General features: G+C 65.1%; 11 protein-coding genes. 3 read left to right on the top strand and 8 right to left on the bottom strand.

The genetic code is table 11. The features are described from left to right. Positions 1-315: 315 nt before the first annotated feature. Positions 316-1,293, bottom strand: a complete 978-nt coding sequence (locus tag LHU95_RS00650) for a protochlorophyllide reductase (RefSeq protein ID WP_248709458.1) — start codon at positions 1,291-1,293, stop codon at positions 316-318. Between the two features lie 127 nt (positions 1,294-1,420). Here LHU95_RS00650 and LHU95_RS00645 point away from each other — a divergent pair, with 127 nt between their 5' ends. Then, on the top strand, positions 1,421-2,350 hold the full coding sequence (locus LHU95_RS00645) for an alpha/beta fold hydrolase (RefSeq protein WP_248709457.1): 930 nt from the start codon (positions 1,421-1,423) through the stop codon (positions 2,348-2,350). A 283-nt stretch (positions 2,351-2,633) separates the two neighbouring features. On the opposite strand, the gene LHU95_RS00640 is transcribed toward LHU95_RS00645, so the two are convergent. Next, complete coding sequence (locus LHU95_RS00640; protein ID WP_248709456.1) at positions 2,634-3,149, bottom strand: BLUF domain-containing protein; 516 nt, start codon at positions 3,147-3,149, stop codon at positions 2,634-2,636. A gap of 1,049 nt (positions 3,150-4,198) precedes the next feature. On the opposite strand from LHU95_RS00640, the gene LHU95_RS00635 reads away from it, so the two are divergent. Then, a complete protein-coding gene (locus LHU95_RS00635) occupies positions 4,199-4,819 on the top strand; it encodes a glycosyltransferase family 9 protein (protein ID WP_248709455.1) in 621 nt (206 codons plus the stop codon). Here the strand turns inward: LHU95_RS00635 and LHU95_RS00630 are convergent. Continuing rightward, entirely contained in the window at positions 4,803-5,828 is a 1,026-nt protein-coding gene (locus LHU95_RS00630; RefSeq protein ID WP_248709454.1) for a TIGR03032 family protein, read from the bottom strand. The two genes, LHU95_RS00635 and LHU95_RS00630, sit on opposite strands and share 17 nt — an antisense overlap. A gap of 197 nt (positions 5,829-6,025) precedes the next feature. Here LHU95_RS00630 and LHU95_RS23310 point away from each other — a divergent pair, with 197 nt between their 5' ends. After that, positions 6,026-18,478 (top strand): hypothetical protein, encoded by a 12,453-nt coding sequence (locus LHU95_RS23310; protein WP_283094279.1) that lies wholly within the window; start codon positions 6,026-6,028, stop codon positions 18,476-18,478. A 141-nt stretch (positions 18,479-18,619) separates the two neighbouring features. On the opposite strand, the gene LHU95_RS00610 is transcribed toward LHU95_RS23310, so the two are convergent. From LHU95_RS00610 to LHU95_RS00590, 5 genes are read right to left on the bottom strand one after another with little or no spacing between them, the layout of a single operon-like run. Then, positions 18,620-18,922, bottom strand: a complete 303-nt coding sequence (locus LHU95_RS00610) for a hypothetical protein (RefSeq protein ID WP_248709453.1) — start codon at positions 18,920-18,922, stop codon at positions 18,620-18,622. Beyond that, positions 18,919-19,326 (bottom strand): hypothetical protein, encoded by a 408-nt coding sequence (locus LHU95_RS00605; protein ID WP_248709452.1) that lies wholly within the window; start codon positions 19,324-19,326, stop codon positions 18,919-18,921. Before LHU95_RS00605 ends, LHU95_RS00610 begins: the two co-directional genes overlap by 4 nt. 3 nt (positions 19,327-19,329) lie before the next feature. After that, on the bottom strand, positions 19,330-20,421 hold the full coding sequence (locus LHU95_RS00600; protein ID WP_248709451.1) for a hypothetical protein: 1,092 nt from the start codon (positions 20,419-20,421) through the stop codon (positions 19,330-19,332). 1 nt (position 20,422) lies between these two features. Next, positions 20,423-21,175, bottom strand: coding sequence for a hypothetical protein (locus tag LHU95_RS00595; RefSeq protein ID WP_248709450.1), 753 nt, complete (start codon positions 21,173-21,175; stop codon positions 20,423-20,425). A gap of 10 nt (positions 21,176-21,185) precedes the next feature. Continuing rightward, positions 21,186-22,775: a hypothetical protein gene (locus tag LHU95_RS00590; protein WP_248709449.1), complete on the bottom strand. Its 1,590-nt coding sequence runs from the start codon at positions 22,773-22,775 to the stop codon at positions 21,186-21,188. Between the last annotated feature and the right edge of the window lie 35 nt (positions 22,776-22,810).

Here is a 22,810-nt window from a genome sequence, read left to right as displayed (position 1 = left end):
GATAACCGCGGAACGGTAGGAAGCCATCCACCTCCCCGGCCTAACCTCGGCCACCGCATATCGCGCTTATAGGGAAGTCGGCGTTTCACCTGTCGCGGGAAGTGCCACCTTGATGCCGTCGCTCGCCAGTCCGTCGATTGCGGTTGGCTGGCCCATGAAATCCGCGAATAGCCGCGCGCAACTCCGCAACGCCGCCAGGAGATCTGCGACGCTGCCGCGCCGCGCATCGCGCCGGTCGGTGTTCTTTGGTCCGCATCGCGAGGCCAGACCTGAAGTCAGCCTGAACCAAGCCCGCATTCGTGGCTTGGTCAGTTCTCAGGACGCAGCGCGCAAACCAACAAGGGTCTCGCTCAGTTCCCACAGCCTGCGCCCGCGCCGGTCATCCTGCGCCTTGGCGGAGAGCGGCTGCGCGAAGGGCTTCGCATCCGCCTTCTGCCGGTTGCCCCAGCTCCAATGGACACCCGATTGCTGGAACTCCGGGTCGCAGACCACCTGCGCCACGCGTTCCCCCGACAGCGGCTGCGAGACGTAGCCCTTGGTGATGTTCTTCTGGAACCACGGGAAGATCCGCTGGAACAGCCTCGGCGCGTTGCGGAACAGCGCGGTCTCGGCGACGCAGCCGGGATAGAGCGTGTTGAATACGATGCCGGTCTCGGCGTGAAAGCGCCGATGCAGTTCGCGGCTGATGATCATGTTGCACAGCTTGCTATCCTTGTAGGCCTTGCCGGCCTTGAAGGGCTTGCCGTCGATCATCGCCACCGGCGCGCGGAACCCAGCCTCGAGCCCCTCAAGGTTGCCGATGTCGGCCGGGGCGGGGATCGGAACCTTGCCCCCGAACTCCTCCGAATTCGCCGTCACAGTGCCGAGCGTGACCAGCCGCGGCCGACGCAGCGTCGCCCGCCGCAGGTTGGGCAGCAGCAGGTTCATCAGCAGGAAATGGCCGAGGTGGTTGGTCGCCACGCTGATCTCGTAGCCTTCCGGCGAGCGCGCCGGTTCCTTCAGCAGCGGCAGGTAGACGGCGGCGTTGCACACCAGCGCGTCGAGCGAGCGGCCGCTTGCCTGGAAGGCCAAAGCGAAACGCCGCACGCTCGCTAGCGAACCGAGGTCGATCTTCATCAGGCTTACCGCGTCCGCCACGATGCCGAGACCCCTCGCGGCAGCCTCCGCCTTCGCGAGGTCGCGGCAGGCCATAACGACATGCCACCCGCGCCGGGTAAGCGCATGGGTCGCATGCAGGCCGACGCCGGAAGAGGCGCCGGTGACAATCACGATGGGCTGGTCGGTGCTGAGCATCAGCATCTCCTCCCTGTGCCGGCGTTACGCGTCAATCGGGCCGGTGACAAATTGCGCCGCAGCCCGCATATCCGAAGCGCGGGGTGGCCGATGCGCGGCGGCTGAGAAGGTTAAAATGGGACGTGGTGTGATCATCCTCACCGTAATACTGGCCGGCGTGCTGTTGGGTGGCGGGATCTGGCTCTACAGCCCCGATCTGCCCCGCGCCGCACTGGAGCGCCGCTGGGCGCCGCCGCCTTCGCAGTTCGTCGAGGTTGCAGGGGTGCGGCTCCACATCCGTGACACCGGGCTGCGCGACGGCCCGGCGGTGCTGTTGATCCACGGCTTCGCCTCCTCCCTGCATACCTGGGAGGCCTGGGCGCCGTTGCTGGAGGATCGCTTCCGCGTCGTCTCACTGGATCTGCCGGGCTTCGGCCTGACCGGGGCTGACCCGACCGGCGACTATTCGGACGAGCGGAGCATCGCCTTGCTCGCTGCGTTGATGGACCAGCTCGGGATCGGGCAGACGGCGGTGGTCGGCTCCTCCATGGGCGGGCGGATCGCCTGGCGGTTCGCCGCGGCCGAGCCGGCGCGCGTTTCGAAGCTCGTGCTGATGGCGCCGGACGGTTTCGCGAGTCCTGGCCGCGAGTATGGCCGCGCGCCGGAGCGGCTGCCCTGGCTGATGCGGCTGCTGCCCTACACCGCGCCGAAACCGCTTCTGTCCAGGACCATGCGGGGCGCCTATGCGGTGCCAGGGGTTCTGACCGATGCGGTGGTTGACCGTTACCACGCCATGCTGCTGGCCCCTGGGGTGCGGCGTGCCATCCTCGACCGCATGCTGCAGACGCGCCTCGTGCCGCCCGAACCGATCCTGGCGACGATCCGCGTACCGGTGCTCCTGCTGTGGGGCGAGCGGGACGGCGCGGTGCCAGCCTCCCACGCTGCCGACTACGAGCGCGCGTTACCCGATGTGCGCACGGTAATGCTGTCTGGGATCGGCCACGTGCCGATGGAGGAGGCGCCGGAGGCGTCGGCGCGGGCGCTGCGGGCATTCCTCGAGGGCGAGGCGGAGGTCTGAGGCGAGCGCGCGACGCCGTGCGCGTCGCTAGGATGCATCGTGCTAAGGCGCTGGCAAAAGAGGGTGCTGTGTCGGCAACGCGAGTCATGGCGCTTGCCAAGGAAATCGGTGTCGCGCCGGGGATCGCTGTGGGGTGGATGCAGAAAGAGAAGCGGCTTCCCTGGACGCACCTTAACGGGCTCAGGGTGTCCAACACCTGGGCAAACGAGCGTTCGGCCGCCTGAATGGCCAAACCGCCCCGTCCCAACATTTCCTGTAGTCGACGCCTTACTGTGGACCCCTATCAAGCCCCCGGCTTGGATGCTTCGGTGTCCTTCCGCTTCGTGGCAGAATGATGGAGCGTATCCAGCGGACCCGAATCCAGGTGTTCGAGAATACGCTTCAGTGCTGCGATGTTGTTTTCGTCTTCGGCGCTCTCGAGCGCTTCCTGCAGCACCGCGCGGATGTCGTCGGCTCCGACCAGCTCCATCTCCCAATTCGGATACAGACGCGCCCGCTTCTCCACACTTTGGTCCAGCGTGACGATGTCGTGATGGCGCGGATCGCCATGAAGGCTCGCGGCCAGCTTCTCCACCTGGGCGGGCGGCCCCTCGATCCATTGGAAGAAGACGCCGCTGCCGAAAACCAGCACCCCGGTGATCTCGCGAGCGACATTGCTGCGTTGAGACCACTCGATGATGCGGTCGACCTCGGCGTCGTCGACGTCTTCGGCGGCAAGGCTGCAGTATACGAAAGTACCAAGAATGGGCGCGGCGTAGTCCGAGTCAGCGTCGCGTGGAAAACCGAATTCGTCGAACATGGGTTAGCTCGCTTTGTCTGTGCCGGGCAGGCCGTGGCATCCCGTGGGCCGGCATAAGGCTAGCGCATCTTTCCGATTTGGGTAAGGAAGGATTGGAGCCCCATCCCGGTCCCGGTTTCGCGCGACCGGCAGCTTCGGCGCAAGTGCCGACTGAACGCCCCGCTCTCCAAGGCTCCAGCCTAGAGACCGCTTGTAACCGGTCGCACCTCCTCCGCCGGTTCCCATGCGAACACTGCTCTCCGCCTGACCAGGCGCCGCGCTGAGTGGCAGGTTTCCTGGGGTTTTTAGAGCATACCTGTTGACTGGCCCGGCGCGGAGAAGCCCGAAAATCGCTCTCCGGGGGCCAATTCACTCCGGACCTCCTGACTTGGGCGTTTTGGTACGGAACTCAAAAATCCATTTAGAAGGTCGGTTTCAGCACGGTCGACACTTGGCCTGGTTCGAACCCCACTTGCCTTAACTCCGTACTTTTAGAACAAATACTTTGGTACGGGTCTGAGGGCAATGTGAGGGGCTTGCGTATGATTGACCCGACTTATCCACCCAAAGCCACTGAGCTGCACTCCCGTGCCGAGCTTGCATTGCGTGAGGGGGACCCATTGCAGGCGGAGCGCGCGTTCAGGGAAATACTGCGTCAACATGCAGGTGACGCCGGGGCTCTACATGGGCTGGCACTTGCCTTGCATGACCAGCGCTGTTTTGCCGAAGCGGAGGTCGCTTTTCTCCAGGCCCGCCCTGCTACTCCCGCGCTGACGGACTATCACACGGCCCTGCTTCGCCTGTTGCAGGGGGATGGTGCGGGCTGGCTCGGTTGGGAAGCCCGGCTGAAGGTCCCAGGGCTCGTGCCTGTCCAGCCTGCGCTGCCGCGTTGGGACGGTTCCCCGATTTCGCGCGGTAGGCTGCTTCTACTGGGGGAGCAGGGCTTTGGTGATTGCCTGCAGTTTCTACGCTTCCTTCCAGCGGCATTGCGGTGCAGTGGCGCTCCCATTGTCCTGGGCGTGCCCGATGCGCTTGGAAGTTTACTGCAACCCTGGGCAAACAGCTTGGGCGTGGACATCGTGACCGGCCGTCTTTCGCTCGATGGCTTTTCGCATGTCGCGCATGTCGGCAGCTTGCCTCTCCTGCTGCGTGTGGCTGAGGCGGCGCCTCGGGGCGAGCCCTGGCTGACCGCGGACTCCGAGCGAACCGCGACCTGGCGCCGGAGACGCCCCGCCGCTCAACGGACGGTTGGGTTGTGCTGGGAGGGGCGCGCGAGCCATCCGCAGGACGCGCGGCGCTCCCTTCCCCTCCACTTGCTGCAGCGCCTCGTTCTGCCGGGCACGCTGCTCACCGGGTTGCAGCGGCCCCCGCTGCGGGCCGTACCCCCGGAGAGCTTTCTGGCGATGGATTGGGGGCCGGACGTCATGGATTTTGCCGAGGCTGCGGCCATGCTCACCGCGCTCGACGCGCTGGTGACAGTGGATACGGCCATGGCGCATTTGGCCGGCGCCCTGGGCCGCCCTGCTGTGGTGCTGCTGCCCTGGGTGCCGGACTGGCGTTGGGGCCTCAGCGGGGAGCGGACGCCCTGGTACCCGTCGCTGCGCCTGGCGCGGCAACCGCGGCCGGGCGACTGGCTTGGCGCCTGGGCACAGGTCGGGGCGCTGCTGGAGACAATCATTCCGGCAGGCTGATCATCCGGCGGATTTCGCTGCTCTTGAACCCGAGGGCTGCCGGGCGGCGCACGCCTTCCAGTACCGCTACGTCGTATAGCTCCTGCACCATGCCCTCGAAACGTAACCAGTGCACCGTGTCGCCCGTGCGCAGATCGATGAACAGGATGGCGCAGCGCGGCTCGGCGTTGCGGCGCGCCAGCTCGCTATCCAGCGCGAGGCCGGTGAAGGTGCGGTTGTCCCGCGGCATCGAGGTGCCGACCACCGCGCAATCTCCCAGAAAAGTCAGTCCGCGCAGGAAGCCCGGGCAGAAGGCGATGGGTTCGAAGCGTCCGCGGGTTACGTCCACCCTACCCAGCTCACCGGTGCCGGCGTTCAGCACATAGAGTTGGCTGCGATGCACTCGGGGCGAATGGGGCATGGAAAGGCCACTCACGACCACCTCGCCACTGGCCACGTCGATCACGCAACCGCCGTCGCGCCGATGCTCCCGCCAGCCATCGGCCACGTCGCTTTGCCCTACCAGGGTGACGTATTTCGGCGCGCCGTCCTGCATGGCCAGGCCATTCATGTGGCAGCGATCCTCGGCGGCGAGCCTGCTGATGAAGGGCGGCCGCCAGAGGGGGGTGAAATTGTGCTGGTCGGAGACGGTCGCCAGGCAAGAGAACAGGGTATTGGCAAAGACCGGCCGGCCATCTGGCAGCAGCGCCATGTCATGCGCATCAAGATCGCCGGTGACCCAGGAGAGGCGCGGCGCATAGACCGCATCATATCCCTCATAAGGGTGCCCTGCGGCGTCCCCGACGATGCGTTGGAAGCGCCAGATCTGGAACAGGGTCGAGATGTGCAGGCTGTTGGGCGAGGCAACGAGGCCCATGCAGCGTTCCAGCGTCCGCTCGAAGACACTGAGAGAGAGGTCGGGCTTGGTGCCGATGAGAAAGAGCTTGCCAGCCTGGTAGGTGGTGATGGCGAGACTGGCGCCGTGCTCGGCGAGGAAGGGAGCGAGCTGGCGGGAGGTGTGAATCTCCACTTTGGAGCTCGGTTCGTCTGCAAGCCGGACTTGCGCAGGTACTCTTGGTTCGATCATACTATGGAATAACCTTTATATACATATAATGTAAAGCGGGGCGGCCGGCCAGAATTTGAACCGCAGGTCGATGCTGCAGTTTCCGTGGATGAGGATCAATTAGCGTTGAGCATTTTGACCGTTACCGTCATGCTGTTTCGATGCCGAATTCAAGCTTCGCACCCATCGACTTATCGCAAATCGCAGCTGGCACGGCTGGATTTGTCATCTATGGGGCGGATGCGGGTGATTTGGGCAGTTCAGTGGCCCTGGCGGGTGACATCAACGGTGACGGCTTTGATGACCTGATTATCGGCTCGCATGGCGGCGATGCCGCCGGCAATGGAAAGACCAGCGCGGGTGATAGCTATGTCGTGTTCGGCAAGGCAAGCGGTTTTCCGGCTGCTATCGACCTGACGCAAATAGCCGCCGGGACCGGCGGCTTCGTCCTCTATGGCGTGGATGCTTTTGACCAGTCCGGACGCTGGGTTGCCTCCGCGGGCGATATCAATGGCGACGGCTTCGATGATCTTCTCATCGGGGCGAGCGGTGGCGATGCGTTCGGAAATGCGAAAGCAGGCGCCGGCGAGAGCTATGTCGTGTTCGGGAAGCCTGGCGCCTTTGGGGTCAGTATCGATCTGGCGCAGGTGGCTGCCGGCACCGGCGGCTTTGTCATCCATGGCGCGGATGCATACGACTTTTCTGGTCATCGCCTGGCCTCGGCGGGCGACATCAACGGAGACGGCTTCGATGATATCATCATCGGGGCGCCTGGAGGGGATGCCGCCGGCAACGCCAAGTCCAGTGCTGGCGACAGTTATGTCGTGTTCGGTAGGGCGAGTGGCTTCGGCGCCAGCATAGATTTGACCCAAGTGGCCGCAGGCATCGGCGGCTTTGCCCTCTACGGCGTGGATGCAGGCGACCAATCCGGCATCTCAGTGGCCTCGGCGGGCGATATCAATGGCGACGGCTTCGATGATCTTCTGATTGGCGCCTATCTCGGCGATGCAGCCGGCAACGCCAGGCCCGATGCGGGCGAGAGCTATGTTGTGTTCGGCAAGGCCGGGAGCTTCGGTGCCAGCATCGACCTCACTCAGGTGGCCGCCGGTACCGGCGGCTTCGTCATCTACGGCGCGGATGCCGGTGACGCCTCCGGGATTTCAGTGGCCTCGGCGGGTGACATCGATGGTGACGGCTTCACGGACCTGTTGATCGGCGCATTCGGTGGGGATGCCGCGGGGAATGCCCAGGACGCCACGGGCGATAGCTATGTTGTATTTGGCAAGGCCGGTGGCTTTGGCGCGGCCATCGACCTGACGCAGGTGGCGGCAGGCACCGGCGGCTTCGTCATCTACGGCGTGGGAGCGAATGATCAGTTCGGCCGTTCGGTGGCCTCGGCTGGCGACATAAATGGCGACGGCTTCGACGATCTGATCATAGGTGCTGTCGGCGGCGATGCTTCCGGCAATGCGAAGACCGACGCGGGTGAAAGCTACGTGGTGTTCGGCAAGGCAGGTGGCTTTGGCGCCGGCATAGACCTGACGCTGGTGGCCGCTGGTACTGGCGGCTTCGTCATCTATGGCGCGGATGCGGGCGATGTCTCCGGCTACTCGGTTGCCTCGGCGGGCGACATCGATGGCGACGGCTTTGATGACCTGCTGATCAGCGCGCTTGCGGGCGACGCTGCGGGCAATGCCAAAACCGATGCAGGCGAGAGCTACGTTCTGTTCGGTCGCGACTTCACCCAAACCGTCACCCAGGCCGGCACCGGCGCCAGCGAGACCCTCACCGGCACAGGCCTACCCGACATCATCATCGGCGGGCAGGGCGACGACACGCTGATCGGAAATGGTGGCTTCGACGTGCTGCGGGGCGGCTCGGGCAATGACGTGCTGCGGGTCGGCACGGCCAGCTTCCTCGAAGTCAACGGCGGGGGCGGCACCGACACGCTGGCGCTGGACGCCGCGGGCCTCACGCTCGACCTGAGGGGGGTGGCCAACAACCGCCTGACCGGTATCGAGCAGATCGACTTGACCGGCAGTGGCAACAACCAACTGATCCTCACGGCGCTGGAGCTGCTGAACCTGTCCGACAGCAGCAACACACTGCGCGTGCTGGGCAACGCCGGCGACAGCGTGCTGGTGGCCGATACCGGCTGGGCACGCGGGGCTACCAGTGGCGGCTTTACCGCATACAACAACGGCCAGGCCCAGCTGCTGGTCGCCACGACATTGTCGCTGACGGTCTCCTTGAGCATCCCATCGATCGATCTAACGCAGGTTGCTGCCGGCATCGGCGGCTTCGTCATCTATGGTGCGGAAGCGGGTGACCTCTCCGGCATCTCGGTGGCTTCGGCTGGTGATATCAACGGCGACGGGTTCGATGATCTGCTGATTGGAGCGCATGGAGGTGATGCCGCAGGCAATGCCAAATCTCTTGCCGGCGAAAGCTATGTCGTATTCGGCAAGGCTGGCGGATTCGGCGCCAGCATTGACCTGACGCAGGTGGCCGCGGGCACTGGCGGTTTCGTCATCTATGGCGTGGATGTAAACGACTATTCTGGCGGGTCCGTCGCCGCGGCGGGTGATATTAACGGAGATGGCCTCGATGATCTTCTGATCGGCGCGAATGGTGGCGACGCCGCCGGCAATGCGAAATCCCGAGCGGGCGACAGCTATCTCGTATTCGGCAGGACCGGCGGCTTCGGCAGCAGCATTGACCTGACCCAGGTGGCGGCAGGCACCGGTGGCTTCGTGATTTACGGGGCCGATGCCAATGATCTGGCTGGTTATTCGGTGGCCTCGGCGGGCGACATCAATGGCGACGGCTTTGATGACGTGATCATCGGGGCCCCCCGAGCCGATGCCGCCGGCAACGCCAAGACCGATGCCGGCGAAAGCTATGTGGTGTTCGGCACGGCGAGCGGCTTCGGTGCCAGCATCGACCTGAACCAGGTAGCCGCCGGAACCGGTGGTTTCGTCATCTACGGAACCGACGCAAACGACCGGTCTGGCCGCTCGGTTGCTTCGGCAGGCGATATCAATGGAGACGGCTTCGACGACCTGCTGATCGGGGCTCCGAGCGGCGATGCAGCCGGCAATGTGAAATCATACGCTGGCGAGAGCTATGTGGTGTTTGGCAAGGCTGCCGCCTTCGGCGCTAGCATCGACCTGACCCAAGTGGCAGCCGGCACCGGCGGCTTCGTCATCTACGGCGCAGATGCAAATGACTACTCTGGTCGCTCGGTGGCCGCGGCGGGCGACATCAATGGCGACGGCTTCGATGACCTGGTTATTGGAGCGCGGTACGGCGACGCCGAAGGCAACGCCAAGGTCAATTCTGGCGACAGCTATGTCGTGTTTGGTAAAGCGAGCAGCTTTGGCGCCAGCATCGACCTAAACGGTGTGGCCGCGGGCACCGGCGGCTTCGTGATCTATGGCGTCGATGCATTGGACTACTCTGGTCGCTCGGTGGCTTCGGCGGGCGACATCAACGGAGACGGTTTCGACGACCTGTTGATTGGCGCCTTCGGTGGCGATGCGGCGGGCAATTTCAAATCCTCTTCCGGTGACACCTATGTTGTGTTTGGCAAGGCGGCTGGCTTCGGCCGCAGCATTGACCTGACCCAGGTGGCCGCCGGCACCGGCGGCTTCGTCATCTACGGCGTGGATGCGAATGACCAGTCCGGCATCTCGGTGGCTGCGGCGGGTGACATTAACGGCGACGGCTTCGATGATTTGTTGATCGGGGCGCGCTATGGCGATGCCGCCGGAAACGCCAGAGGCGATGCCGGTGACAGCTACGTTCTGTTCGGCCGTGACTTTACCCAGCGCGGCACCAGTATCGGCAAGACCGTCACCGGCTTCGCCGTGGCCGACATCCTCATCGGCGGCCAGGGCGACGACACGCTCATCGGCAATGGTGGGTTTGACGTGTTGCGCGGCGGCGCTGGCAATGACGTACTGCGAGTCAGCGCGGCCAACTTCCTCGAAGTCAACGGCGGCGGCGGCGTCGACACGCTCACGCTGGACGCCGCAGGCCTCGTGTTCGACCTGCGCGCGGTTGCCAATAATCGACTGACCGGCATCGAGCAGATCGACCTGACCGGCAGCGGCGACAACCAGCTCATCCTCACTGCGCTCGAACTGCTGAACCTGTCCGACAGCAGCAACACTCTGCGCGTGCTGGGCAATGCCGGCGACGGCGTGCTGTTGGCCGATGGCGGCTGGGTACAGGGCGGCACCAGCGGCGGCTTCACCTCTTACGGCAACGCCCAGGCGCAACTGTTGGTTGGTGCGGCGCTGGCTGTGACACTGACGCCTACGCCGCGGCTGATACACCCGGCTGTGGACCTGGCTCAGGTGGCCGCCGGCACCGGCGGTTTCGTGATCTACGGCGTGGATGTGGGTGATCGGTCCGGTTTCTCCGTGGCTTCGGCGGGTGACATCAATGGCGACGGCTTCGATGACCTGCTGATCGGGGCGCGCTACGGCGATGCTGTCGGAAACTCCAAGACCGACGCCGGCGACACTTATCTCGTATTCGGCAAGGCCGGCGGCTTCGGCGCCGCCATCGACCTGACCCAAGTGGCCGCCGGCACTGGCGGCTTCGTCATCTACGGCGTGGATGCCGGGGACCAGTCGGGCATCTCGGTGGCCTTGGCAGGCGACATCAATGGTGACGGCTTCGATGATATGCTCGTCGGGGCGATCTTTGGCGATGGCGCCGGCAATGCCCAGTCCGCTGCGGGCGACAGCTATGTCGTGTTCGGCAAGGCCGGCGGCTTCGGCGCCAGCATTGACCTGACCCAGGTGGCGGCCGGCACCGGTGGCTTCGTCATCTATGGCGCGGATGCAGGTGACTATTCCGGCTTTCGGGTGGCCTCGGCGGGCGACATCAATGGTGATGGCTTCGATGAGTTGCTCATTGGAGCATACCGTGGCGATGCCGCTGGCAATGCGAAATCCGGGGCCGGGGATAGCTATGTCGTGTTCGGCAAGGCGGGTGGCTTCGGCGCCACCATCGACCTAGCGCAGGTGGCCGCCGGCGTTGGCGGCTTCGCAATCTATGGCGCTGATGAGGATGACCAGTCCGGCCGCTGGCTGGCCTCGGCGGGCGACATCAATGGCGACGGCTTCGATGATCTGCTCATCGGCGCGCGCCTGGGCGATGCCGCCGGCAACGCCAAGCCTAATGCCGGCGACAGCTATGTCATCTTCGGCAAGGCAGGTGGCTTCGGCACCAGCATTGACCTGGCGCAGGTGGCCGCCGGCGCTGGCGGCTTTGTCATTTATGGCGCGGATCCGGGTGACCAGTCCGGCTTCTCGTTGGACTCGGCGGGCGACGTCAACGGCGACGGCTTCGATGATCTGCTGATTGGTGTGCGCTCCGGCGATGCCGCCGGCAATGCCAAATCCTACGCTGGCGAGAGCTACGTCGTGTTCGGCAAGGCCGGCGGCTTCAGCGCCAGTATCGACCTGGCCCAGGTGGCGGCCGGCACCGGTGGCTTCGTCATCTATGGCGCGGATGGGTATGACCAGTCCGGCCGCTCGGTGGCCTCGGCAGGCGACATCAACGGTGACGGCTTTGATGACCTGCTGATCGGGGCGCGCTACGGCGATGCCGCCGGTAATGCCAAGACCGATGCCGGCGATAGCTATGTGGTCTTCGGCAAGACCGGTGGCTTTGGCGCGGCTATCGATCTGACCCAGGTCGTCGCAGGCACGGGCGGCTTCGTGATCCACGGCGTGGATGCGAATGACCAGTCCGGCATCTCGGTGGCTGCAGCGGGCGACATCAATGGTGACGGCTTCGATGATCTACTTATCGGAGCGTATAATGGCGATGCCGCCAGCAATGCCAAAGGCAATGCCGGCGATAGCTACGTTCTGTTTGGGCGCGACTTCACCCAGACCGTTACCCAGGCCGGTACCAGCGCCAGCGAGACCCTGACTGGCAGTGCGCTGGCCGACATCATCATCGGCGGACAGGGCGATGACACGCTGATCGGCAATGGTGGCTTCGACGTGCTACGCGGTGGAGCGGGCAATGACGTCTTGCGCATCAACACGGCGAGCTTCCTCGAAGCCAATGGCGGGGGCGGCATCGACACGCTGGCGTTAGACGCCGCAGGCCTCACGCTCGACCTGCGCGCGGTGGCCAACAACCGGCTGACCGGCATCGAGCAGATCGACCTAACCGGCAGCGGCAACAACCAGCTGATCCTCACGGCGCTGGAGCTGCTGAACCTGTCCGACAGCAGCAACACGCTGCGCGTCCTGGGCAACTCCGGCGACAGCGTGCTGCTGGCCGATATCGGCTGGACACGCGGCGCCACCGGTGGGGGCTTCACGGCTTACACCCAAGGTCAGGCACAGCTATTCGTCGGCACTTCACTGACGCTTTCGCTGGCGAACCCGGCTGTTGATCTGACCCAGGTCGCCGCGGGTATCGGGGGTTTCGTCATCTACGGCGTGGATGCCGGTGACACATCGGGCATTTCGGTAGCCTCAGCCGGTGACATCAATGGTGATGGTTTCGACGACCTCCTTATCGGGGCCCAGGGTGGCGATGGAGCAGGCAATGCCAGGCTCAATGCTGGCGACAGCTATGTTATTTTTGGCAAGGCCGCCGTTTTTGGCGCGTCGGTTGACCTCACCCAGGTCGCGGCCGGCACAGGTGGCTTTTTTGTCTATGGAAGCGAGGCCGGCGACCGGTCCGGTTACTCGGTCTCCTCGGCGGGCGACGTTAACGGCGACGGCTTTGATGACCTGCTGATTGGGGCGAACCGCGGCGATGCCGCCGGCAACACCAAGACCGACGCCGGCGAGAGCTATGTTGTGTTTGGCAAGGCCGGTAGCTTCGCTGCCAGCATCGATCTCACCCAGGTCGCTGCCGGTACCGGCGGCTTCGTCATCTATGGCGTGGATGGGGGCGACCAGTCCGGAATTTCGGTGAGTTCAGCCGGCGATATCAACGGCGATGGCTTCGATGATCTGTTGATCGGCGCGTATCGGGGCGATGCAGCCAATAACCTGAAAAACAGTGCTGGTGAGAGCTATGTCGTCTTCGGCAAGCCCGATGGCTTCGGGGCCAGCATCGACCTGGTCCAAGTGGCTGCCGGCACCGGCGGTTTTGCCATCTACGGCGCGGATGAGAATGACGAGTCCGGCCTCACGGTCGCCTCGGCGGGCGACGTCAATGGCGATGGCTTTGACGACCTGTTCATCGCGGCGGATCGTGGTGATGCCGCGGGCAATATCAAATCCTATGCTGGCGACAGCTACGTGGTGCTGGGAAAAGCCGGCGGCTTCGGCGCCAGTGTGGATCTGAGACAGCTCGAGGCCGGCACCGGTGGCTTTGTCCTCTACGGCGCGGATGCGGTGGACCGCTCCGCCCGCTCGATCGCTTCGGCAGGCGACATCAATGGCGACGGCTTCGGCGACCTGCTCATCGGGGCTTTCGTTGCCGATGCGGCCGGGAATAGCAAGGCCGATGCTGGTGAAAGCTATGTCGTATTCGGCAAGGCTGGCGGCTTCGGCGCCAGCGTGGATCTAACTCAGGTCGCCGCTGGCAGCGGTGGCTTCGTCATCTACGGCTCGGATGCCGGTGATTTCTCTGGCTTCTCGGTGGCCTCGGCGGGCGACATCAATGGCGACGGCTTCGATGATTTGCTCATTGGAGCGCCGTACGGGGCTGCTGCCGGAAATGCCAAATCGAAAGCCGGCGAGAGCTATGTCGTATTTGGCAAGCCAGGCGATTTCGGTGCGAGCGTAGACCTGACACAGGTGGGCGCTGGCATCGGCGGCTTCGTCATCTATGGCGTGGATGCCAATGATCAGTCGGGACGCTCGGTGTCTCCAGCTGGCGACGTCAACGGTGACGGCTTTGACGATCTGATAATCGGCGCGTTCCTGAGTGATGCCGCCGGAAACGCCAAAGCCGATGCGGGTGACAGCTACGTTCTGTTCGGCCGCGACTTCACCCAGACCGTGACCCAGGCCGGTACCAGCGCCAGCGAGACCCTCACCGGCACAGGGCTGCCCGACATCATCATCGGCGGGCAGGGCGACGACATACTGATCGGCAATGGTGGCTTCGACGTGCTGCGGGGCGGCTCGGGAAATGACGTGCTGCGGGTCGGCACGGCCAGCTTCCTCGAAGTCAACGGCGGGGGCGGCACCGACACGCTGGCGCTGGACGCCGCAGGCCTCACGCTCGACCTGAGGGGGGTGGCCAACAACCGCCTGACCGGTATCGAGCAGATCGACCTGACCGGCATTGGCGACAACCAGCTGATCCTCACGGCGCTGGAGCTGCTGAACCTGTCCGACAGCAGCAACACGCTGCGCGTCCTGGGCAACGCCGGCGACAGCGTGCTGCTGACCGATACAGGATGGTCGCTGGGCACCACCGGCGGAGGCTTCAGGACCTACACCAACGGCCAGGCGCAGCTCTTGATCTCCACGCCGGTCACCTCTCTCTTCACCATGGGGCAGGCGCTGTCCGGCGGCGACGGCAACGACGGGATCGACGGCGGCAGCGGGGACGACACTTTGTCGGGTGGCGCCGGCGATGACACGCTGTCCGGCGGCGGCGGCAACGACACACTGTTTGGCGGCGCCGGCAACGACAGCATCAGCGGCGGCGACGGCACCGACACAGCCTTCTTCGATCGCGCGGCGGCAAACTACACCATCACCTATGACAGCGGGACCAGCCTGTTCACGGTCGTCGGCGACGGCACTGATCTCGTCGCCCGCGATGTCGAGACGCTGAACTTCGCCGGCACTGCGATCAACACCGCCAGCCTCATCAACACGGTGCCGAGCGTCACCTCCGGCGGCACGGCGAACTTCGCTGAAAATGCCATCGGCACCGCCTACCAGGCTACCGGCTCTGATCCGGATGCGGGCACGACACTCAGCTGGGCGCTGGGCGGCGTGGATGCCGCACTGTTCAATATCAGCAGCACGACTGGTGCAGTCACCTTCAAGGCCGCTCCGAACTTTGAGGCGCCCACCGACGCTGGCGCCAACAACGTCTACGACATCACCGTCGCGGCCAGCGACGGGACGCTGAGCAGTGCGGCGCGCGCGGTGGCCATCACCGTCACCAATGTGAATGAGGTGCCGAGTGTCACCTCCGCTGGCACGGCGAATTTCGCTGAGAATGCCAGCGGCGTCGTTTATCAGGCTACCGGCTCTGATCCAGATGCGAGCACGACACTCAGTTGGGTGCTGGGCGGCGTGGATGCCGCGCTTTTCAACCTCAATGGGGCAACGGGCGAGGTCACCTTCAAGGCTGCTCCTAACTTCGAAGCACCAGCCGACGCGGGCGCCAACAATGTCTATGACATCACCGTCGCGGCCAGCGACGGGACGCTGAGCAGTGCGGCGCGCGCGGTGGCCATCACCGTCACCAATGTGAATGAGGTGCCGAGTGTCACCTCCGCTGGCACGGCGAATTTCGCTGAGAATGCCAGCGGCGTCGTTTATCAGGCTACCGGCTCTGATCCAGATGCGAGCACGACACTCAGTTGGGTGCTGGGCGGCGTGGATGCCGCGCTTTTCAACCTCAATGGGGCAACGGGCGAGGTCACCTTCAAGGCTGCTCCTAACTTCGAAGCACCAGCCGACGCGGGCGCCAACAATGTCTATGACATCACCGTCGCGGCCAGCGACGGGACGCTGAGCAGTGCGGCGCGCGCGGTGGCCATCACCGTCACCAATGTGAATGAGGTGCCGAGTGTCACCTCCGCTGGCACGGCGAATTTCGCTGAGAATGCCAGCGGCGTCGTTTATCAGGCTACCGGCTCTGATCCAGATGCGAGCACGACACTCAGTTGGGTGCTGGGCGGCGTGGATGCCGCGCTTTTCAACCTCAATGGGGCAACGGGCGAGGTCACCTTCAAGGCTGCTCCTAACTTCGAAGCACCAGCCGACGCGGGCGCCAACAATGTCTATGACATCACCGTCGCGGCCAGCGACGGGACGCTGAGCAGTGCGGCGCGCGCGGTGGCCATCACCGTCACCAATGTGAATGAGGTGCCGAGTGTCACCTCCGCTGGCACGGCGAATTTCGCTGAGAATGCCAGCGGCGTCGTTTATCAGGCTACCGGCTCTGATCCAGATGCGAGCACGACACTCAGTTGGGTGCTGGGCGGCGTGGATGCCGCGCTTTTCAACCTCAATGGGGCAACGGGCGAGGTCACCTTCAAGGCTGCTCCTAACTTCGAAGCACCAGCCGACGCGGGCGCCAACAATGTCTATGACGTCACCGTCGCGGCCAGCGACGGGACGCTGAGCAGTGCGGCGCGCGCGGTGGCCATCACCGTCACCAATGTGAATGAGGTGCCGAGTGTCACCTCCGCTGGCACGGCGAATTTCGCTGAGAATGCCAGCGGCGTCGTTTATCAGGCTACCGGCTCTGATCCAGATGCGAGCACGACACTCAGTTGGGTGCTGGGCGGCGTGGATGCCGCGCTTTTCAACCTCAATGGGGCAACGGGCGAGGTCACCTTCAAGGCTGCTCCTAACTTCGAAGCACCAGCCGACGCGGGCGCCAACAATGTCTATGACATCACCGTCGCGGCCAGCGACGGGACGCTGAGCAGTGCGGCGCGCGCGGTGGCCATCACCGTCACCAATGTGAATGAGGTGCCGAGTGTCACCTCCGCTGGCACGGCGAATTTCGCTGAGAATGCCAGCGGCGTCGTTTATCAGGCTACCGGCTCTGATCCAGATGCGAGCACGACACTCAGTTGGGTGCTGGGCGGCGTGGATGCCGCGCTTTTCAACCTCAATGGGGCAACGGGCGAGGTCACCTTCAAGGCTGCTCCTAACTTCGAAGCACCAGCCGACGCGGGCGCCAACAATGTCTATGACGTCACCGTCGCGGCCAGCGACGGGACGCTGAGCAGTGCGGCGCGCGCGGTGGCCATCACCGTCACCAATGTGAATGAGGTGCCGAGTGTCACCTCCGCTGGCACGGCGAACTTCGCTGAGAATGGCACCGGCGTGGCCTACCAGGCTACCGGCTCTGATCCGGATGCGGGCACGACACTCAGCTGGGCGCTGGGCGGCGTGGATGCCGCACTGTTCAATATCAGCAGCACGACTGGTGCAGTCACCTTCAAGGCCGCTCCGAACTTTGAGGCGCCCACCGACGCTGGCGCCAACAACGTCTACGACATCACGGTCACGGCCAGTGACGGGACGCTGAGCAGTGCGGCGCGCGCGGTGGCCATCACCGTATCGAGAGGGGTGAATCTGACAGGCACCGATGGTGCCGACAACTTGGTTGGCACCACGGCGAATGAAACGCTCTCGGGCCTGGGAGGCAATGACACGCTCTATGGCCTCGCCGGCAATGACCTCCTCTCCGGCGGTGAGGGTGATGACATCCTCAATGGCGGCTCTGGCGCGGATACGCTGAATGGCGGAAATGGGTTTGACTATGTCACCTATGAGAACGCCGCCTCGGGCCTGGCCGCCTTCCTCACCACGCCTGCCTCCAACACCGGCGAGGCCAATGGCGATACCTACATCTCCATCGAGGGTATGGTTGGCACGAGTTTCGCCGATACGCTGATCGCCGATGAGGGCGCCAATATCCTGATCGGGCTGGGCGGGAGCGATGTCCTGTTCGGTGCCGGCGGCAATGACACGATTTATGGCGGCGATGGCGATGACAGCTTCTTCGGCGGCACGGGCGCCGATGTGCTGATCGGCGGCGGGGGCTTCGACTATGCGCGCTATGACTTCGCTGCCGCCGGCGTCGCCATCTTCATCTACGCGCCGAGCTTCAACACGCTGGAGGCCGTGGGGGACATCTTCATCGAAATCGAGGGGCTGATCGGCTCAGCCTTCAGCGACACGCTCTTCGGCGATGAGGGCGTCAATGTGATCGGCGGCAATGACGGCAATGACGTGATCTTCGGCGCCGGCGGCGGGGATGCGCTCTATGGCGGCGATGGGGATGACAGCTTCTTCGGCGGTGATGGCGGCGACTACATCAATGGCGGCAATGGCTATGATTATGTGCGCTTCGACTTCGCCGCGGCGGGCGTGACCGCCTCCCTCGCCACCGGCAGCGGCACGAGGGGCGAGGCGGCGGGCGACATCTATGCCGATTGCGAGGCCATTCTCGGTTCCGAATTCGCCGATGTGCTGTTCGGCGATGGCGGCAACAATGTCCTGGTCGGCAATGGCGGGGATGATGTGCTGATCGGCAATGCCGGGATTGATTCCATGTTCGCGGGCTTCGGCAATGACGTGCTGAATGGAGGCGCCGGCGCGGATGCGCTCTATGGCGGTGACGGGGCGGACCAGTTCTACATCGCGCTGGGCGAGGGCGGCGACACGATCAATGACTTCACCTCGACGGTGGATCGCCTCCTGCTGATCGGCTTTGGCTTCACGCCGGGCGCTTCGCTGGATGGGCGCTTTGTCGCCGGCACGGCGCCGACCTCCTCGCTGAGCCAGTTCCTGTTCAACCCGGCGACCAATGTGCTGTCCTTCGACAGTAATGGCATCGGCGCGGGTGGGGTGAGCGTGGTGTGCAATCTGCAGACGGGCGCGACGATCCGGCAGCAGGATTTGTTCCTGGTTTGATGCCAGGCCAACGGGGACAGGTTCGGCTTATGGCGAGCCAGTGCCGGGAGCGAAGCGGATGCCGGCGGCGTTGCGCGGCAGTCGCTTGAGTTTGACGACGGACAAGCAGCGTAACTGGGCGATGTTCTCACCGGTCACGCCTCACGACCCCATCCTCCTCTGCAACCCCGCCACGACCAGATCCAGCAGCCTGGTTCCCAGCGCTCCCGAAAGCCCCGCGGCGCCACCCACGATGAGCAGCCCCCATCCCGCATCGCGCAGCGACGGATCGAGATAGGTCACGGCCGACGCGGCGATGATCCCGAGCAGCGCGCCGAGCCCGGCTTCGATCAGCAGGACAAGCCAGCGCCGCTCTCCGCCATGCAGCGCCAGCAGCACCCGTCCCGCGCCGCCGGCGGCCGCGGCCGTGGAGGCCATCTCGATGATCGGAGGATCGCCACTCATGCCAGGATCTCCGTCACCCGTTCGATGGTCAGAAGGCCGGCCGCCGCCATGGCGTGCAGCCCCGCCACGGTGCGGGGGTCGTCGAGATTGACCTCCTGCGCACCCGAGAGCCGATCGAGCCAGACGCGCACCGCGGCCGAGGCCATGCCCGCCTGAGTGATGGCGACTTCCTCGGCCGGCGTCAGTCGGTCGCGGAATTGCAGCACGGTCAGGATGCGTGGCGCGGCCACGACCGGCGCGACGTAGTCAGCCGGCGCCTGGCCCGCGAGCCAGTCGTGCATCAGCTCGCGCAGCCATGTGTCCGGTGGCAGCGACGTGTCGGTGGACCATTCCTGGCCGTCCTCCATGGTGATGATCGCCGCGGTCGAGGGTGCGGCCGCAGCAAAGCGAATGGACTGGATCATGGCTTAAAGCTCCGCATCGGCCTGGATCCAGACGTTGGTGTTCGTGGAGACCGGGACGCAGGTGAATGGCGTGGCGACCGAGCCGGATGCCACGCCGGCGCTCAGAATCCAGACGTTGCCGCCGGTATCGGAGCCGAAGGACATTGAGTTGCAGGCGACGGTGTTCAGCGTAAAGCCGGCTGCGCCCGATCCCGAAACGGCTGGCGCCGTGCGCTTCGGCCGAAAGGGAATTTGCAGCCCGGTGATGACCAGCGGGTTGATGGTGGTGGTGAGCGCGCCCGCCCCCAAATGCGATCCGTTGGCGTAGTTTCGACGCTCGAAATACCACTGGCAGAGCATCATTTCAGCGGCGGCTGCGCGGCGCTCGAATGGCGTCGCGATCGGCCCCGGCTCGAGCTGCGCCATGGTGAAGGTCCCCCCCGTGAAACGCACGATGACGGTCGTGTTGGGGGTGAGGGAGATCGTTCCCTTGTTCGCGATGGCAGAACCATTGACCGTGGCCGTTGCGTTTCCCGTCCAGGAGAGAGTGTGAAAGCCGCCGAGGTTGTTGGGAGCCTCGACGACCTGCTCGATGCCGCCAGCCGGCGCGGTCACGGTTCGCAAGCCCGCACTGTCGGTCCAGGATGCGTTCTGGCCTGACGTCACGACGCGCCAGCGATCCAGCGTGTATTGGTTCGCAGCACCCGTCGCCGTGCCGCTCACATAAGCCCGCTGGTTGATCACCGGGTTGCCGTTGATGAGCAGATTCCGGAAACCGGCCAACTGCGAGTACCGCTGGAGCGCCATCTCCGAATCCGGCACCGCGGACCAGGCGATGCAGGCGGATGCGAAGGTCTCCGTCGCGGGCGAGCCGATCACTTCATTGATGGTCACCGTGCCGCCACTGTTGACCGTGACGAGGCAGGACAAGCGCTTGCCTGCGCCGTCATCCAGGATGAAGTAAGCCGGGTTGCCGGCCCCGAAGGCGGCCAGAAATGTGCGATGCGCCGATGAGAAGGCGAGACCCAGCGTGATGACTGAGCCAGCGCCAATCGGCCCGCCCGGATTGGGCACCACCTGATAGACGCGATTCCTGATGAGCAAAGTGCCGGACATGTCATAACCTTTCGGAAATGGTGGCGGACCACGTGCGACGATGGCCGGTGGCCGTGAGGAATCCGCGGCCCCCTGGCTTTAAAAGTCCGAGGATGGTCTCCGCTGATGCGCGCGCACTGCCCTCGCGCGGAACAGCCAAGATGTTGATGCCACCCGCGGCTGCGCTCTCGAGCGCGTCAAGCCATGCGATGTCATTGTCGAGCAGAGCGGCAAAGACCAGATTCCATGTGCGCGCCGCCGAGAGAGGCTCCACGATCACCGTCCCGCCGCGCATGGATGTGTCAGCGCGACGAACATCGCGGCCGGCCTCTGAGGACGGCGCGATATTGGTCACTCGGACCGGACCAGCATAGGCCAGAGGAACATTCAGAAGCCGATCGGGATTTGCGGCGTCCGTGAGCGTGATCACCATGGAAGGCCCGGATGCGTCAGCCGGAAGGATGTGCAGCGCCTGACCAACGCCGGCCACCACGCCAGCCGAGATCGTGCCGCTGTCGTAAGCGCCCACCTGCACCCGCATGGTTGCGCTCGAGGTCAGGTTCGTGCGCGCCAAGCACGCCACGCGCCAGGTGATCGGCGTCGGGGCGGTGAGGCTGAGCGTTGCACTCACCACCCCGGAAACCGTCTGCCATGCGACGCTGGGGTTGCCCATGCCGATCCGAAGGAACTCGGGGCTGTAGCCATCCGATACCGAGGATGCCGAAAGCACCACCGCAGGATCTAGGACAGCGTTCTGATAGCCGAGCATTGCCATGGCGCGCCTCCTAGACCAGCACCAGCAGCGAGGCCGTGGGCTCGCCGCCGCGCAGGGAATCGCCCACCACCTGGCCAAGTGCCCCACCGCCCAGCCCAACGCCCAACCCATCGGCCGGCCAGCGGATTTGGACCACGTCACCGATCTCGCGGACCAGCGCCGCAGCGGTGGGCACCCGCACCTGCCAGAGCCCGCGCGGAACGCCCCAGAGCGCGCCGAGAGCATTTGCCAGCCCTTGAGCATCCAACGCGCCAAGCAAGGCCGTCTCGACCAGGTCAGGTCGGCCGGCCTGGACGTAGCGGGTCAGGTTGGCCGGATCCGCCCAGCGCGCCGTGCGCCAGGCCTGCGCCAGCCGCTCCCGCTCCGCGGGTAAGACGCTCGCCTTGGGGTTGGCGGTCATGCTGTGCGTCCTGCCGTAGCCGACATTCCACTCGGCGGCTGGTGGCGCCAGCGGCGCGTCCAGTGACACTGGGGAAACCGAGATCGCGGTGGCAGTGTCAAACACCGCCACGGCGCGCGCCGTGGCAGGGATCGCGCGCAGCGGCCACGGACGCAACCCGCCAGAGCGTGATGCCACCAGACGCGCACCCAAGGCGGCCAGCAGCGGCTGTATCGCGTCCCGTGCGCTCTCCTTGCCCGACCATGCCCAGCCGCCGACATAGGGCACTGCCGCGGCCGTGTTGATGGCGGAATCTTCATCGAAGAGCAGCGCTGGCAGGCCAAGTCCCGTCACAATCAAATCGCGCAGCACCGTCGCCGCCAGTGTGGCGCCGCCATAGCCATCCATCGTGACAGCGCCTTGCGGATCGGAGCCGATCCGAATTTGCCCGGTCGCATCCCAGGACCAGTTGCCCACGCCAGGCGATGCCGCGAAGGCGTCTGCAACTTGGCCGATCCCCGTGTAGACCGGAGCGCCGTCCTCGTAGAGCTGGGTGGGAATTCCGGTGTCTGTCCATCGGTAGACACGCGCTGCAGCGTTCACGAGCATCACTGGAACACTGCGCACAGGGACCGAGGCAGAGCCGCCGCGGACGATGGGCCAGGGCGTGCCTGCCAGATCCGCGGGCCCCTCAGCGCCGCCCGTGCCGAGGAATTTCCGCACGCCGATCGGCGCCGCGAGCCATGCGCCGGGGTCACGCAGCGGGATCACTGCGCCATCGTCGCGCGGTTGCCAGGACATGGCCAACCCGCTGAATACATCCACCAGGGCCGATGCGGGCGGATCGGTCGGATAGCCGCGCGCCGCGTCAAAGCCGCGCATGCCCGCGCGCACCCGAACGCGGCGCATCGCAGTGTCGCGTCCAGCCAGCGACGTACCGGGAATTAAACCCGGCGAGGCCAGCCGCAGAAAGCCCCAGGCCACGCTATCCGATGCGCCCGGTGCCAGCGCCACGCGGCGCTCGATCGATGGGCCTTCCGCAAGGAGGGGCGCATATGGCTGCGTCCCGCGCCAGCCGAGATCGCTCACGCGGATGGTATCGACACCCCCAGCGGGTGCAGCGGCGGGCGGTGGCTCCGCCCAGGGGCGATCCGCCCACGGCTCGCCCCCGATGGGCAGCGTGCCGCCATTCAGAGCCGCCTCGATATCAGCAATCAGCACCACAGCGCCGCCCAGCCGATCGTCGAACCGATCTG

The organism is Sediminicoccus sp. KRV36, from assembly GCF_023243115.1.
In the GTDB taxonomy this organism is placed as follows: Bacteria; Pseudomonadota; Alphaproteobacteria; order Acetobacterales; family Acetobacteraceae; genus Roseococcus.
This window is presented reverse-complemented; position numbering and strand designations above follow the sequence as displayed.